Source organism: Streptomyces sp. NPDC001415, from assembly GCF_053597395.1.
In genome coordinates this window covers 162,426-177,298 of record NZ_JBSFIE010000010.1, presented here as the reverse complement: position 1 = coordinate 177,298, position 14,873 = coordinate 162,426, and the positions used below count along the sequence as shown (strand labels likewise).

The window sequence follows — 14,873 nt, the reverse complement described above, 5'->3', positions numbered from 1 at the left end:
GGGGCCCGCGCCTGACAGGATGCGGCGCCATGCAACTAGTACGACAAAAGGGTAAATACCGGACGAAGGTCGCCTGTGTCGCTCTCGGGCTCGGCGCCCTCCTGCTCGCCTCCGGCTGCTCCTCCGAGGACGGCGGCACCGGCCGTCCGGGCGCCGAGGCCGCCAGGAAGGGCCCCGTCAGCGCCTCCGATCAGCTCCGGAGCACCGAGGCCGCCCGGCTCGCGGCCGTCAAGAAGTGGGGGCTCGCCAAGCCGCCGCTGCTCGCGCCCCCGCCGCCCGCCGTCAAGCCGAGGATCACCAACCGCCCCGGCTTCGAGACGGACGGCGGCGACTCGCTGCCGCCGGTCTTCACCACCGTCCCCACCAAGGACCGGATCGTCTTCCTGACGATCGACGACGGCGCCGAGAAGGACCCCGCCTTTTTGAAGATGATGCAGGAACTCCGCATCCCCTACAGCGCGTTCCTCAGCGACTACCTGGTCAAGGACGACCACGACTACTTCAGGAAGATGCAGGGACTCGGGGTCACCCTCAACAACCACACCCTCAACCACCGCTACCTGCCCGCGCTCTCCTACGACGAGCAGCGGCACGAGATCTGCGACCAGCAGGACAAGATCGGCCAGTGGGCGGGCGTGCGGCCCCGGCTGTTCCGGCCGCCGTACGGCAACTACAACGAGGAGACCCTCAGGGCCGCCCAGTCCTGCGGCATCAAGGCCGCGCCGCTGTGGGCCGCCGAGGCCTTCACCGACCACATGGAATGGCGCGAGTGGGACCGCGACCTTCACCCCGGCGACATCATTCTCACCCACTTCCGCGGGCCGCAGGACTGGAACGGCACCATGCCCGACATGATCCGGCAGGTGATGAAGGTGATCACCGACAAGGGGTACGCCGTGGCCCGCCTGGAGGACTATGTGTGACGGGGCCGGGCGGAGGCCGACGGTTGCGTCAACTCCCCCTCGGGAGCGGACCGTTCGGCCTCCCGGCCGCGCTCGCCGCTGTCGCTGATCCGGATGAGCAGCGCGATCATCAGCCAGTTCGCGACCAGCGACGAGCCGCCCTTGGCGAGGAACGGCAGCGCCTTGCCGGTCAGCGGGATCAGGCCCGTCACTCCGCCCGCCACCACGAACACCTGGAGCGCGAGGGCCGCGGCGAGGCCGGTGGCGAGCAGCTTGCCGAAGCCGTCGTGCGCGGCGAGCGCGGCGCGCAGCCCCCGCTGCACGAGCAGCGCGTACAGGGCGAGGACCGCCATCGTCCCGGCCAGGCCCAGTTCCTCGCCGACCGTGGTCAGGATGAAGTCGCTGCGGCCCGCGAAGCCCACGAGTTCGGGGTGGCCCCGGCCGAGCCCGGTGCCGGTCATGCCGCCGCTGCCGAAGCTGAACAGGGCCTGGGCCGCCTGGTCGGAGATGAGGCCCGGCGGGCGCTGCGCGGGCGGCAGATAGATGTCGAAGGGGTGCAGCCAGGCGACGATACGGCCCTTGACGTGCGGCTCGGTCGAGCCGACGACGAACGCCCCGGCCGCCGCCATCACGATGCCGGTCAGAATCCAGCTGGTGCGCTGGGTGGCGACGTACAGCATCACCACGAACAGGCCGAAGAAGATCAGCGAGGTGCCCAGGTCGCGCTCGAAGACCAGGACGAGCAGGCTCACCACCCAGATGGTCAGGATCGGCGCGAGCTGGCGGCCGGGCGGCAGCCGGACCCCGAGCACCTTGCGGCCGGTGAGCGCGAGCGAGTCCTTGTGGACGACGAGATAGCCCGCGAAGAACACCGCGATCATGATCTTGACGAACTCGCCGGGCTGCAGCGAGAACGAGCCGACGAAGATCCAGCGCTTGGCGCCGTAGGTGTCGCCGGGGAAGAACGCCGGGGCCATGAGCAGCACCAGCGCCGTGGCCATGCAGAGGTAGATGTAGCGCTGGAGGCGGCGGTGGTCGCGCAGCACGGCCAGGGCGGCGAGCGCGACCGCGAAGCCGATGACCGTCCAGACGAGCTGGCCCGACGCGGTCGCCTCCGCCTTGAACTTGTGCGCGTACGTGGGATCGAGCCGGTACAGCAGCACCAGGCCGAGGCCCGACAGGAGCAGGGCGAGCGGCAGGATCAGAGGGTCGGCGTACGCGGCGTACCGGCGCACCGTGAGATGCCCGGCGAGCGCGATCAGCGTCATGCAGGCAGCGAACTCATAGGTGGCGCGCGGGAGTTGACCCGTCATGGCCATCGCGGCCGCCGCGTGGCCGAACGTGGTCACGGCGACGACGAGCAGCAGGAGCAGCGCCTCCGAGCGCCGGCGCCGAGCCGCGACGGGCCCGACGGTCCGGCTCAGTCGACGCACGGGATGCCGCCGCCGTCGATGACCGGACCGGTCGGCGCGGTCGGCGCCTTGCTCGAACCCGGCGCCGGGGAGCCCTCGGGCGCGCTGGGCGGGGTCGAGCGCACGGGGCTGATGCCCTCCGCGACCAGCCGCTTGATCTTCGCCGGGTCGACGATGTTGACGTCCTCGCCCCGGTGCTTGGCGAACCGCTCGATCGGCAGGGTCGTGAACTCGACGTTGCCGCCCGAGAGGTTCTTGGCCTGCTTGATGAACGACATCAGGTCCCAGCCCTTGTCGGTGACGAGGTCCTGCTTGGCCACATTCAGCAGGTTCAGCAGCCGGACCGGGTCGGTGAAGGTGCCCACCGAGTCGAGCTTGTGCGCCGCCGAGGCGAGGAACGCCTGCTGGCGGCGCGTACGGTCCAGGTCGCCGCCGTCGAGGCCGTGCCGCTGCCGCACGAACGCGAGGGACTGCTGCCCGTTCAGGGTCTGCTTCCCGGCCGGGAAGTCGGCGCCCGAGTACTTGTCCTTCACGGGCTTCTTCAGGCAGACCGTCACCCCGTCCAGGGCGTCGGCCAGGTGGTAGAACCCGGCGAGATTCACCTCGGCGAAGTGGTCGATGGGCACCCCGAGGAAGCCGCGCACGGTCTCGATCTCGGCCCGGCGGCCCGCCTCGCGGCCCGCCGTCTCCAGCTTCCCCTTGTCGGTCACGCCCTGCGCGGCCAGCTTCTCCTCGGTGCGGGCCTTCTCCAGGCCGTACGCCTTCTTGATCTTGTCCTGGCCGTGGCCCGCTATGTCGACCAGGTCGTCGCGGGGCACCGAGAACGCCTTCGCCCTGCTGCCGTCGGCCGGCACGTGCAGCAGGATCAGGGTGTTGGTGTTGTAGCCGCCGATGTCGGAACTGCCCGCGTGCAACTTGTCGAGTACCTCGGGCGGCAGGTCGTCGCCGTTCTGGTCCTTGCGGCTGTCCAGGCCCATCAGCAGGATGTTGGTGTCCCCGCCGACGGACTTGGGCGCGTTGTCGCCGAGCGCGTGCGAGGTGCCGACGCTGCCGGCCAGATCGCGGTAGAGGTACCAGCCGCCGGCCAGCGCGCACAGCACCAGGACGACGGCGGCGACGGCGAGCGTACGCACCAGGCGCATCGGGCCGGAACGCTTACGGCGGCGGTTGATGCGACTGGTGTGACTGGTGCGACCGGGGTGACTGATTCGGCTGGTTCGACTGCGGCTCATTCGACGGTGGCTCACGCCGACCGATGCTGCGGCACCAGCGCTGAAGGAAACCTGAGAGTCCTGAAGACGCCTTCAGAACCGCCGGGCCCCCAACGGCTTCAGCACCCCGGCTTCCCCACGGCTTCAGAACCGCCCCGGCAGCCGCACCGTGAACGTCGCGCCCGGACCCGCCCCCACCGACAGCTCTCCACCGTGCGCCCGGGCGATCGCGCGGGCGATCGCGAGCCCGAGCCCGGTGCCGCCGCTCTCCCTGGCGCGGGCGGCGTCGAGGCGTACGAAGCGCTCGAAGATCCGGGACCGGTCGGCGGCCGGGATGCCGGGCCCGTCGTCAGCGACTTCGAGGACGGCGTCGTTCCCGTCCCGGTCGGCCCGCACCCGTACCGCGGTACGGGCGTGCCGCACCGCGTTGTCGACGAGGTTGGCCAGCATCCGCTCCAGCTGCGCCGGGTCGCCGCGCACCGGCACGGGAGCGTCCGCGGCCAGCTCGACCGGGACCCGGGCGGCCCGCCGGCGCGCGGTGTCCTCGGCCGCGAGCAGCGTCAGGTCGACCGGCTCGGCCAGGGGCTGCGGGTGGGCGTCGAGGCGGGCCAGGAGGAGCAGGTCGGCGGCGATCCGCTGAAGCCGCTCGGTGTCGTCGAGGGCGGCCCGCACCGACGCCAAGTCCGGTGCGGCGAGGGCGACTTCGAGCCGGGACCGGACCGCGGCGATCGGGTTGCGCAGCTCGTGCGAGGCATCGGCGACGAACTCGCGCTGGCGGACGTGGGCCTGTTCGAGCCGGTCCAGGGTGGCGTTCACGGTCCGGGCGAGCAGCGCGATCTCGTCGGCGCCGCCGGGGTCGGGGACCCGCCGATCCAGTTCGCTGGAGCTGACCTCGGCCAGCTCGGTGCGGATCGAGGTCACCGGGCGCAGGGCGAGCCCGGTGCCGGCCCAGGCGATGGCGGCGGCGAGCGCGATCAGCGGCGGGGCGCTGGCGAGCAGCGCCCACCCGATGGCGCCGGTCGCGTCGTCGACGTCGCTGAGTACGGTCATCCCGTACACGTAGCTCGCGGGGCCGCCGGGGAGCTGGGCGCGTACGACGACGGCGACCTCGTGGCGGCCCGCGTCGTTCAGGAGCCGGGAGGCCGAGTCCTGGCCGTCCGGCGGGCGCAGCCCGGCCAACTCCTCGGCGGCGCCGGTCTCCTGGCTCGCGGCGGTGACCCGGCCCGCCTCGTCGAGCACGACGACGAGGTCGACGCCGTCGTCCGGCGGCGGCAGCTGCGCGCGTACGGTCCCGGTGTCGACCTGGGCCGCGACCTTGCGGGCGGCCAGTTCGGTGCGGCCTGTGGTGTTGTCCAGGAGGTTGGAGCGCAGCACGATGTAGAGCCAGATCCCGCCCGCGGCGAGCAGCAGCGCCATCGCGAGGGCGGCGGCCCCGGCGACCTTTCCCCGCACGGTCCTGGGCAGGAACCGTCGCGTCCTCGGCGACTCAGCCCCCATCGGGCGCCATCCGGTAGCCCACCCCGTGCACGGTCAGGATCGATCGACGACCGAACGGAGAATCGATCTTCTTCCTGAGCGAAGAGACATAGACCTCGACGATGTTCGGGTCGATCCCGCCGTCCGGTCCCGCGGCGGTGTCCCAGACCTCGTCCAGGATGTGCTGCTTGGAGACGGCCCGGCCCGGCTCGGCCATCAGGCAGGCAAGGACCGCCAGTTCGCGGGCGGTCAGCTCGATCTCGGACTCGCCGCGCCGGCAGCGCCGGGCGGCCGGGTCGAGAGTGAGGTCGCCGGCCTGGAGCGGGCCCGGGCGCGCGGCCCCGGCCCGGCGGCCGAGCGCGCGGAGCCGGGCGAGCAGCACCACGAACGAGAAGGGCTTGGTCAGATAGTCGTCGGCGCCCGAGTCGAGCCCGTCGGCCTCGTCGTACTCGCCGTCCTTGGCGGTCAGCATCAGGACAGGAGTGAGGTCGCCGAGCCGCCGCATCCGGCGGCAGATCTCGTAGCCGCTGAGCCCCGGCAGCATCAGGTCGAGCACGATCGCGTCGTACCCGCCGGTGAGCGCGAGGTCGAGCCCGCGGTGGCCGTCGTGCGCGAGGTCGACCCAGTGCCCCTCGGCGGAGATGCCCCGACGCAGCGAGTCGGCGAGCCCGGTTTCGTCCTCGACGACCAGAATGCGCATGCCGTCCAGGGTCACACAGGTGGTCAGAAGCCCGGGAAGCATCCGCCGCGGCGGTGGCAGATTGGCACTCCGCTTGACCGAGTGCTAATCACCGTCCTAGTCTCGCTTCTGGCACTCCCCACCGGAGAGTGCCAAGTAGCGACGGGCAGGTCCGGCACCCGCGACGACGGATCCACCTGGTCGCCACCCCTGACAGTTAACCCCGTGAGATCTCCGAAGGGGGAGACCGGATCGTGACGACCGCCAGCTCCAAGGTTGCCATCAAGCCGCTTGAGGACCGCATTGTGGTCCAGCCGCTCGACGCCGAGCAGACCACGGCCTCCGGCCTGGTCATTCCGGACACCGCCAAGGAGAAGCCCCAGGAGGGCGTCGTCCTGGCCGTGGGTCCGGGCCGCTTCGAGAACGGCGAGCGTCTGCCGCTCGACGTCAGCACCGGCGACATCGTGCTGTACAGCAAGTACGGCGGCACCGAGGTGAAGTACAACGGCGAGGAGTACCTCGTCCTCTCGGCCCGCGACGTGCTCGCGATCATCGAGAAGTAATTCACCGAAGTACGCGAGTACTTCGACTTCGAAGCGAATGCTTTGAAAGCTGCGCCCCTGGTCACCCCGCTGATTGCCGGGCGGCGAGGGGCGCAGTGTCATTAACCCGAGTTTTCGAGAGGGCTGAACCGCTCCCATGGCGAAGATCCTGAAGTTCGACGAGGACGCCCGTCGCGCCCTTGAGCGCGGCGTCAACAAGCTTGCCGACACCGTCAAGGTGACGATCGGCCCCAAGGGCCGCAACGTCGTCATCGACAAGAAGTTCGGCGCCCCCACCATCACCAACGACGGTGTCACCATCGCGCGCGAGGTCGAGCTCGACGACCCGTACGAGAACCTGGGCGCCCAGCTCGTCAAGGAGGTGGCGACCAAGACCAACGACATCGCGGGTGACGGCACCACCACCGCGACCGTGCTGGCCCAGGCGCTGGTCCGCGAGGGTCTGCGCAACGTCGCCGCCGGCGCCTCCCCGGCCGCCCTGAAGAAGGGCATCGACGCCGCGGTCAAGGCCGTCTCCGACGAGCTCCTCGCGACCGCCCGTCCGATCGAGGACAAGACCGACATCGCCGCCGTCGCCGCGCTGTCCGCCCAGGACAAGCAGATCGGCGAGCTCATCGCCGAGGCCATGGACAAGGTCGGCAAGGACGGTGTCATCACCGTCGAGGAGTCCAACACCTTCGGTGTGGAGCTTGAGTTCACCGAGGGCATGGCCTTCGACAAGGGCTACCTCTCGCACTACATGGTCACCGACCAGGAGCGTATGGAGGCCGTCCTCGACGACCCGTACATCCTGATCAACCAGGGCAAGATCTCCTCGATCCAGGACCTGCTGCCGCTCCTGGAGAAGGTCATCCAGGCCGGCGCCTCCAAGCCGCTCCTGATCATCGCCGAGGACGTCGAGGGCGAGGCGCTCTCCACCCTGGTCGTCAACAAGATCCGCGGCACGTTCAACGCCGTGGCCGTCAAGGCCCCGGGCTTCGGCGACCGCCGCAAGGCCATGCTGCAGGACATCGCCACCCTCACCGGTGCGACCGTCATCGCCGAAGAGGTCGGCCTCAAGCTCGACCAGGCCGGTCTTGAGGTGCTCGGCACCGCGCGCCGCGTCACCATCACCAAGGACGACACCACGATCGTCGACGGCGGCGGCAACAGCGCCGACGTCGAGGGCCGCGTCAACCAGATCAAGGCCGAGATCGAGGCCACGGACTCCGACTGGGACCGCGAGAAGCTCCAGGAGCGCCTCGCGAAGCTGGCCGGCGGCGTGTGCGTGATCAAGGTCGGTGCCGCCACCGAGGTCGAGCTCAAGGAGCGCAAGCACCGTCTGGAGGACGCCATCTCCGCGACCCGCGCCGCGGTCGAGGAGGGCATCGTCTCCGGTGGTGGCTCCGCCCTGGTGCACGCCGCCAAGGTCCTGGAGGGCAACCTCGACAAGACCGGCGACGAGGCCACCGGTGTCGCGGTCGTCCGCCGCGCCGTCGTCGAGCCGCTGCGCTGGATCGCCGAGAACGCCGGCCTTGAGGGCTACGTCATCACCTCCAAGGTGGGCGAGCTCGACAAGGGCTTCGGCTTCAACGCCGCCACCGGCGAGTACGGCGACCTGGTCAAGGCCGGCGTCATCGACCCGGTCAAGGTCACCCGCTCCGCCCTGGAGAACGCCGCCTCCATCGCCTCCCTGCTGCTCACGACCGAGACCCTGGTCGTCGAGAAGCCGGCCGAGGAGGAGCCCGAGGCCGGTCACGGCCACGGTCACGGCCACAGCCACTGACCCGAGTGTCATGACGTCCTGAGGGCGTGATGTACATCCAGGGAACGTGATGTACGTCCTGGGCGCGTGAGGTCGTACGACGTGGGAAGGCCCCCGTTTCCGCCACTGGCGGGAGCGGGGGCCTTCCGTTTCGCGGGGCGGCGGGGCGGGTCAGCCCGAGACGCCGAGCTGCTTCATCAGGCCGAGGGCGTCGTAGTGCCACCAGCCTTCCTGGATCTTGTCGTTCTTGAACCGGAAGATCGTGGTGCCGGTCATGGACACCTTCTTTCCGGTGGGCGGGATGCCCATGAAGTCGCCCTTGTGGGTGCCGGTCCACGTCCACAGCGTCACCACGTCGTCGCCCTCGCAGATCTGCCGGTCGAGCGAGAAGGTGAAGTCGAAGCCGTCCCGCCATCCGGTGACGTCGCCGCGGATGACGTCGGAGCCGACGGTGGTTTCTTGCTCCTTGATGATGTCGTGGTCGGCGTAGTCGGCCGCGAACACCTCCTCGATGGCGTCGAGGTTGCCGCCGACCGCGATCTCGTGGAAGAACCGCCGGGAAGTTGCGGCGTTCAACTGCTCTTCGCGGACGACATCGAGGTCCGTGAAGGTGGGCATGCCGTCGCAGAGCGCCACCATCTCCTGGAAGATCCGGTCGGTCTCCGGGAGCTTGGAGTTCGCCATGGCCTCGTCGTACGAGGGAAATTCGATGATCTCGACGAAGTGGGCCCCGTCGGCGCGGTCCTTGCCGATGAGCCCGCGCGTGGCGGTCCGCTTGCCCTTGGTCGCCTCGACCCACTGGTCCATGAGCCGGTCCATGTCCTCGAACCGCTCGGTCTTGAAGTCGATTACCTGTGCGAATCTCATGGCGCCTCCCGGTGCGGTGGTCCAGGTGGAGATACGTCCAGTTTAAGGGCCGTATGTCCCGGGCGGCGGGGCGATCAACGGGCCTGTGGACGGGTGATCCACAGGGCTGCGGCCGGGTGATCCACGGGCCTGCGGACGGCGGTCCGACAGCCTTCGACGGCCCTACGCGGAGTGGTCCAGGGCTTCCGGAAGCATCGGGTCCGCGAACGGCACCCCGGCCGCGAACCGCTCCACCTCGTCCAGCGCCTGATCCGCCATGCGGTGCAGCTCGTTGCCGAGTGAGCCCGCGATGTGAGGGGTCAGCAGAACGTTGGGCAGGTCGTACAACGGGCTCTCGCGGGGCGGGAGTTCGGGATCCGTCACGTCCAGGACCGCGTGGAGGCGGCCCGAGAGGAGCTCGGCGAGCAGGGCGGGCTCGTCGACCAGGGAGCCGCGCGCGGTGTTGACCAGGGTGGCGCCCGTCGGCATCAGGGCCAGTCGGCGGGCGTCGATCATGCGGTGGGTCTCGGGGAGCTGGGGCGCGTGGACGGAGACGACGCTGCTGCGGGCGCACAGCGCGTCCAGAGCTACCTGTTCAACGCCCAGCGACACCGCTTCGGTTCCGCTCACGTACGGGTCGTACAGCAGGACTTCGAAATCGAAGGGGCGCAGGAGCTCGATCACGCGCCTTCCGATGCGGGAGGCGCCGACGATGCCCACCGTGCGCCGGTAGTTGCCGGTGCCTTCGGTCTCGCTCAGCCACTCGGGGGCGGTGCGCAGCTCGGCGTAGCGCTGGGCCGAGCGCAGCACTTCCTTGCCCGCGAAGAGGATCGCGGCCAGCGTGTACTCGGCGACCGGCAGGGCGTTGGCCGCGGCGGCCGATGTCACGGCGATGCCGCGTTCCCAGCAGGCGTCGGTGATGTGGTGCTTGACGGAGCCCGCCGCGTGGACCACCGCGCGCAGATTCGGGGCGGCGTCCAGGACGTCCCCGGTGAGCGGGGGAGCGCCCCAGCAGGTGAGCAGGATCCGGGCCTCGGCGAGGGCGGCGGCGACCGGTCCGGTGGGCGCGGCGAGGTCGTGGGCGACCAGCTGCGGATCGGTGCGGGTGAGGGCGGCGAGCCGGGTGCGGTGGCGCTCCGCGAGGAGGCGGTCCGCGATGCCGGGACCCATCGCGAGCAGCAGAGCGGGCCGATTGTCAGTGGTGTGGTGCATGGTGGGACTCGGGCTCCTCACGAGGCGCTGGCCAGGGGTAACTGGGTGTCCGGGCCGGTCATTTGACGCTGCCGGCGGCGAGCCCGGCCTTCCAGTGCCGCTGGAGGGAGACGAAGGCGACGATCAGGGGGACGACGGCGAGGAGGGAGCCGGTGACGACGAGAGGGTAGTAGCTCGGCTCGGCGTGGGTGTTGCTGTTCCAGGCGTACAGACCGAGGCTCAGCGGGAAGAGCTTCTGGTCGCTGAGCATGACCAGGGGGAGGAAGAAGTTGTTCCAGATCGCGGTGAACTGGAAGAGGAACACGGTCACGAAGCCCGGCATCACCATGCGCAGACCGATCGACCAGAACGTGCGCAGCTCGCCCGCCCCGTCGATACGGGCGGCCTCCAGGGCCTCGTCGGGGATGTAGCTCGCGCTGAACACCCGGGACAGATACACCCCGAACGGGTTGACCAGAACGGGGATGAGCACCGACCAGTACGTGTTGACCAGGCCGACCTTGCTCGCCAGCAGATACATGGGCAGGGCGAGCGCCGTGGTGGGCACGAGCACGCCGAGCAGCACGACTCCGAACAGCTTCTCCTTGCCGCGGAAGGCGTACTTGTCGAAGGCGTACCCCGCGGCGACGCTGACCAGCGCGCACACGGCGGCGCCGCCGCCCGCGTACAGAAGGGAGTTGAGGTACCAGCGGAAGTAGACGCCGTCGTTGTACGAGGCGAGCTGCGACAGGTTGTGGCCGAGGTCGAAGCCCTTGAAGGAGAAGGCCTCGCCGGACAGCAGACCGCCGGTGTCCTTGGTGGCGGCCGTGACCAGCCACACCAGCGGGAACAGCGTGTAGAGCACGGAGAGCAGCAGCGCCCCGTTGACCGCGGTCCTGGACAGCCAGCGGCTCGGTCGCCGGGGTACGGCGGTGGCGGGGGAGGTCATGCTTTGGCCCCCTTCCGGTTGGTGAGGCGGGTGACGGCGAAGGAGAGCAGGGCCGCGGCGAGCGCGAGGAGCACGGCCGAGGCGGCGGCGAGGCCGTAGTCGTTGCGGCTGAACGCGGCCGTGTAGGCGTACATATTGGGCGTCCAGGTGGAGGTGACCGTGGAACTGCCGCCCTGGTTGAGGATCAGCGGCTCGGTGAAGAGCTGGAGCGAGCCGATGACGGTGAACAGCGACACCATCACCAACGAGGCGCGGATCAGCGGGAGTTTGATGCCGAACGCGGTGCGCCACTCGCCCGCGCCGTCCATGGTGGCCGCCTCCAGGACGGAGCGGTCGATGGCCTGGAGCGCCGCGTAGAAGATGACCATGTTGTAGCCGAGCCATTCCCACAGCGCGATGTTGACGACCGAGGGGAGCGTGCCGCTGGACGAGAAGAAATCGAAGCCGACACCACCGGAGTTCATGGCCCGCACGACGGGGCTGAGGCCCGGGGTGTAGAGGTACACCCACACCAGCGCGGCGATGATGCCCGGCACGGCGTGCGGCAGGAACAGCGCCAGCTGGAAGAAGCGGCGGGCGCGGGCCAGCGTCGAGTCGAGCAGCAGCGCGAGCGCGAGGGCGCCGCCCACCATCAGCGGGATGTACACGACGCAGTAGCCGGCGAGCACCCAGAAGCCCTCGCGGAAGGCCCGGTCGCCCAGCGCCGCCGTGTAGTTGTCGAGCCCGCTGAACACGGAGGTCGCGCCGCCGAAGCCGAGCCCCGACTGCTTCTCGGTGAACAGGCTCAGCCAGACCGCGTACCCGATCGGCACCACCGTCACGGCGGTGAACAGGACGAAGAACGGGGTGAGTAGCACGCCCGCGGCGGTGTTGGTACGGCTGTGGGCCCGGGCGCTGCGGGGCGTTCTGCCGGACCTTCCGGGGGCCGGGGCGGGCTCGGGTGTCCCGGTGCGTACGGCTGCCGCGTCGTCGTCCTGCGTGATGGCCGGGCCATGACCGCCTCCTTCGCCCGGCGGTGGCACGCGCGGGGTTCCGCGCCCCGCCCCGGTCCGGCTCGCAGGACGTCCCTTCGTCCTCATCGTGGTCAGCCCTCGACCTTCAGGCCGCGCTTCTTCAACTCGGTGACGGTCGCGTCATGGGCGGCCCTGATGGCGTCCGTGATCTTCACGGAGCCGCCGGCGACCTTGCCGAGCTGGTCCTTCAGCGTGGTGTTGGTGGTGCCCATGCTCGGGCCCCAGGCCCAGTTGGCGTTGATCGAGCTGCCCGCGGCGTCGAAGAGCCGGTAGATGTCCTGGCCGGTGTAGAAGCTCGTGTCGAATGCCTTCTTGGCGGCCGGGCGCAGTGCGATGTCGGCCGGGAAGGCGCTCGACGTACCGGACTTGATGCGGGCGTCGATGCCCGCCTCGGTGGTCGACATCCACTTGGCGAACTCAAGGGCGGCCTCGGTCTTCGTGCTGCCCTTGGTCACGGCCCAGGTGGAGCCGCCGAGCATGCCGCTGGCCGGCTTGCCGTCCCAGGTGGGCACGGGGGCCACCGCCCACTTGCCGCTCTGGTCGGGCACGGTGCCCTTGAGGACGCCCGCTGCCCACGAGGCGCCGAGGTAGCCGACGGTGGAGCCGTCCTTGAGCGAAGCCGTCCACTCGGGGCTGAAGGAGACCGCGTTCTGTACGAGCTTGTCGTCGATCAGGCCCTGCCAGTAGTCGGCGACCTTGTTGGTGGCGGCGTCGCTGGTGTTGAGCTTCCAGGTGTCGCCGTCGGCCTTGAACCACTGGGCGCCGGCCTGCCAGGCCATCGCCTCGAAGGTGGTCGGGTCGTCCGGGAAGAAGGTGCCGATGCGCGCCTGCGGGTCGGCGGCCTTGGCCTTCTGGGCGGCTGCCTTGAACTCGTCCCAGGTCCTGGGGACTTCGATCTTGTTCTTCTCGAAGAAGTCCTTGTGGTAGAAGTACGCCTGGGGTGCCGCGTCGAAGGGGATCGCCCAGTTCTTGCCGCCGAGCGTGGTCTGCTGGATCGACTGCGGCAGGAACTGCTTTTTCACGTCGTCGGTGACGTACGTGCTGATGTCCTGGAACGAGCCCTGGCTGACGAACTCCGGGAGCATCGGGTACTCGACGGTCACGAGGTCGGGTGCGTTGCCGGCCTTCACCGCGTTGGAGATCTTGGCGTAGCCGCCGGCGTTGCCGGAGGGGATCTCCTCGAACTTCACCCGGATGTTGTCGTGGGAGGCGTTGAAGGCGTCCACCACGTCCTTGGACCCCTTCTGCCAGGCCCAGAACGTGATGGTGACGGGCTTGTCGGCGGTGCCCTTGCCCGCGTCGCCCGACTTGCCGTCCCCGCCACCGCAGGCCGTGAGCAGGGCGAGAGCGGTGGCGGTGCCGACGAGGGCGGAGGTCGATCTGGTCCAACTGCGGCTCACGGAACGGCTCCTGAACGTGAGGGGACGAGGCGATGGCCGCGATCCTTGGCCCAGTTCTGACCGAAGTCAAGAGCGAAAGTTCGATTGATCGAAAAAGGATCAGAGAAAGTTTGAACGGTCGTAGGTCGGTCGTAGGTCGGTCGCGGGATGGTCGGAGGCCGGTCGCAGAGTCGGCCGTACGTCGGTCGGAGCTCAGGGCTGAACGCTCATCGCGCTCCGCAGAGTGTCGGACGGCGCCCCGCAGGAGGCCCGCACGCGCAGCCTCGGCAGCAGGTCGACATGGCGCCGCGGAGCTACTTCGGTCCCGCCCGAACCGCCTGCGGAAGCGGCGCGCAGGCGCTCGATCAGCAACTCGGCGGCGTACCGCCCGACCTCGTGCTTGGGCGGGGCGACCGCGGTGAGCGGGATGTCCGCGAGCGCCGCCACCTCGTCGTCGTACGCCACGAGCGCCAGGTCCTCCGGTACCCGTACGCCCAGTTCGGCCAGGCGCTGCACGATGCGGATCGCGTCCACGTCGTTGTGCACGAGCGCCGCCGTGGCCTGCCCGGCCAGGACCGCGGTGCGCAGTGCCTGCACGGCCTGCTCGAACCCGCCCGGGTCCGCCTCGGCCGACACCGAACCGATCACCGGGAGCGGCGACTTGAGGCCGAGCGCGTCGAGCGCGTAGCGGTATCCGGCGCGCACCGCGATCGCCGTGGGGCTGTCGGCCCGGGCCACCAGCAGGGGCGTGGTGTGCCCCAGCCCGAGCAGGTGGCGCACCGCGAGGAGTACGCCATGGCTGTGGTCGGAGCAGACCCGGTCCAGGTCGTCCAGCTCCCGGCCGGGCACCCCGCGCCGCTCCAGGAGCACCGTCGGCACCGGCAGCCCGGCGATCCAGGCGCCGTGCTCGACCGGGTCGTCCGGCTCCTTCCAGCCCGGCGCGATCAGCAGCCCCTCGGCCCCGGCCGCCAGCAGCCCGGCCGCCCGGCCCGCGTCCTCCTGCGGCCGGTAGTCCGAGATCCGCAGGATCAGCCGCGCCCCCGCGGCGGCGGCCGCCTCGTGCGCACCCCGGATGACCTCGGCGAAGTAATACGTGGCGTTGGGCGCCAGCATGCCGATGACGAGCTCGCGCGAGCCCTGGCCCGGGGCTTGGGCTTGGGTCGCCTGCCCGACGCCCTCCCCGCCGCCCGGCCAGGACACCGAACCGTGCACCCGGTCGAGCCGACCCTCGTTGGCCAGGAACTCCACGTCCCGCCGCACGGTCACCGGCGAGACCCCCAACTGCGCGGCAAGCTCGGACACCCGCGCCGAGCCGCGCCCGCGCACCAGCTCCAGCAGTCGGTCATGACGTTCAGCAGCACTTTCGCGCACGGCGGCATCCCCTTTGCGTGTGGTGGCCCCAATGGGCCATGACCCTAATGCAACGTGATCGAACGATGGGAGTTTCGATCATTCGGTCCGATCCATTGACGTTCGATCAAATCGAGTTCTAGGTTCCCCAGAGATTC

At 70.0% G+C, this 14,873-nt stretch carries 13 protein-coding genes; 3 read left to right on the top strand and 10 right to left on the bottom strand.

The features are described 5' to 3' along the window. The first annotated feature begins 29 nt into the window (after positions 1-29). The gene (locus tag ACWC2B_RS16425; RefSeq protein ID WP_450717132.1) at positions 30-923 is read left to right on the top strand and encodes a polysaccharide deacetylase family protein; all 894 of its coding nucleotides are present in this window, start codon (positions 30-32) and stop codon (positions 921-923) included. Here ACWC2B_RS16425 and ACWC2B_RS16420 read toward each other — a convergent pair. The 4 genes from ACWC2B_RS16420 to ACWC2B_RS16405 all read right to left on the bottom strand — a co-directional run bounded on the left by ACWC2B_RS16420 (position 914) and on the right by ACWC2B_RS16405 (position 5,701). Then, positions 914-2,326, bottom strand: coding sequence for an FtsW/RodA/SpoVE family cell cycle protein (locus ACWC2B_RS16420; protein WP_450717211.1), 1,413 nt, complete (start codon positions 2,324-2,326; stop codon positions 914-916). The genes ACWC2B_RS16425 and ACWC2B_RS16420 overlap by 10 nt on opposite strands. After that, the gene (locus ACWC2B_RS16415; protein ID WP_450717131.1) at positions 2,323-3,456 is read right to left on the bottom strand and encodes an LCP family protein; all 1,134 of its coding nucleotides are present in this window, start codon (positions 3,454-3,456) and stop codon (positions 2,323-2,325) included. The genes ACWC2B_RS16420 and ACWC2B_RS16415 overlap by 4 nt, the downstream gene beginning before the upstream one ends. A gap of 213 nt (positions 3,457-3,669) precedes the next feature. Next, entirely contained in the window at positions 3,670-4,977 is a 1,308-nt protein-coding gene (locus ACWC2B_RS16410) for a sensor histidine kinase (protein ID WP_450717130.1), read from the bottom strand. A gap of 34 nt (positions 4,978-5,011) precedes the next feature. Next, complete coding sequence (locus ACWC2B_RS16405; RefSeq protein WP_450717129.1) at positions 5,012-5,701, bottom strand: response regulator transcription factor; 690 nt, start codon at positions 5,699-5,701, stop codon at positions 5,012-5,014. Between the two features lie 233 nt (positions 5,702-5,934). Between ACWC2B_RS16405 and groES the strand changes: the two genes are divergently transcribed. Both groES and groL read left to right on the top strand, forming a co-directional pair. Next, positions 5,935-6,243 carry a co-chaperone GroES gene (gene groES / locus ACWC2B_RS16400; protein WP_053727656.1) on the top strand — a complete coding sequence of 103 codons (309 nt, stop codon included), beginning with the start codon at positions 5,935-5,937 and terminating at the stop codon, positions 6,241-6,243. Positions 6,244-6,379: 136 nt separating this feature from the next. Then, positions 6,380-8,008 (top strand): chaperonin GroEL, encoded by a 1,629-nt coding sequence (gene groL / locus ACWC2B_RS16395; protein WP_450717128.1) that lies wholly within the window; start codon positions 6,380-6,382, stop codon positions 8,006-8,008. A gap of 150 nt (positions 8,009-8,158) precedes the next feature. Here groL and ACWC2B_RS16390 read toward each other — a convergent pair whose 3' ends face one another. The 6 genes from ACWC2B_RS16390 to ACWC2B_RS16365 all read right to left on the bottom strand — a co-directional run bounded on the left by ACWC2B_RS16390 (position 8,159) and on the right by ACWC2B_RS16365 (position 14,736). Then, positions 8,159-8,854, bottom strand: coding sequence for an ester cyclase (locus ACWC2B_RS16390; protein WP_450717127.1), 696 nt, complete (start codon positions 8,852-8,854; stop codon positions 8,159-8,161). 162 nt (positions 8,855-9,016) lie between these two features. Continuing rightward, positions 9,017-10,045 carry a hydroxyacid dehydrogenase gene (locus ACWC2B_RS16385; protein ID WP_450717126.1) on the bottom strand — a complete coding sequence of 343 codons (1,029 nt, stop codon included), beginning with the start codon at positions 10,043-10,045 and terminating at the stop codon, positions 9,017-9,019. Positions 10,046-10,103: 58 nt separating this feature from the next. After that, a complete protein-coding gene (locus ACWC2B_RS16380) occupies positions 10,104-10,973 on the bottom strand; it encodes a carbohydrate ABC transporter permease (RefSeq protein ID WP_450717125.1) in 870 nt (289 codons plus the stop codon). Beyond that, on the bottom strand, positions 10,970-11,995 hold the full coding sequence (locus ACWC2B_RS16375) for a carbohydrate ABC transporter permease (RefSeq protein WP_450717124.1): 1,026 nt from the start codon (positions 11,993-11,995) through the stop codon (positions 10,970-10,972). Before ACWC2B_RS16375 ends, ACWC2B_RS16380 begins: the two co-directional genes overlap by 4 nt. Positions 11,996-12,057: 62 nt before the next feature. Beyond that, positions 12,058-13,386 carry an ABC transporter substrate-binding protein gene (locus ACWC2B_RS16370; RefSeq protein ID WP_450717123.1) on the bottom strand — a complete coding sequence of 443 codons (1,329 nt, stop codon included), beginning with the start codon at positions 13,384-13,386 and terminating at the stop codon, positions 12,058-12,060. Between the two features lie 192 nt (positions 13,387-13,578). Then, positions 13,579-14,736 carry a substrate-binding domain-containing protein gene (locus ACWC2B_RS16365; protein WP_450717122.1) on the bottom strand — a complete coding sequence of 386 codons (1,158 nt, stop codon included), beginning with the start codon at positions 14,734-14,736 and terminating at the stop codon, positions 13,579-13,581. Positions 14,737-14,873: the final 137 nt, after the last annotated feature.

Bases quoted from the DNA above. Each gene is read 5' to 3' on its own strand.
- ACWC2B_RS16425 (WP_450717132.1), top strand. From the start codon at position 30: ATGCAACTAGTACGACAAAAGGGTAAATACCGGACGAAGGTCGCCTGT.
- ACWC2B_RS16415 (WP_450717131.1), bottom strand. From the start codon at position 3,456: ATGCGCCTGGTGCGTACGCTCGCCGTCGCCGCCGTCGTCCTGGTGCTG.
- ACWC2B_RS16405 (WP_450717129.1), bottom strand. From the start codon at position 5,701: ATGCGCATTCTGGTCGTCGAGGACGAAACCGGGCTCGCCGACTCGCTG.
- groL (WP_450717128.1), top strand. From the start codon at position 6,380: ATGGCGAAGATCCTGAAGTTCGACGAGGACGCCCGTCGCGCCCTTGAG.
- ACWC2B_RS16390 (WP_450717127.1), bottom strand. From the start codon at position 8,854: ATGAGATTCGCACAGGTAATCGACTTCAAGACCGAGCGGTTCGAGGAC.
- ACWC2B_RS16385 (WP_450717126.1), bottom strand. From the start codon at position 10,045: ATGCACCACACCACTGACAATCGGCCCGCTCTGCTGCTCGCGATGGGT.
- ACWC2B_RS16380 (WP_450717125.1), bottom strand. From the start codon at position 10,973: ATGACCTCCCCCGCCACCGCCGTACCCCGGCGACCGAGCCGCTGGCTG.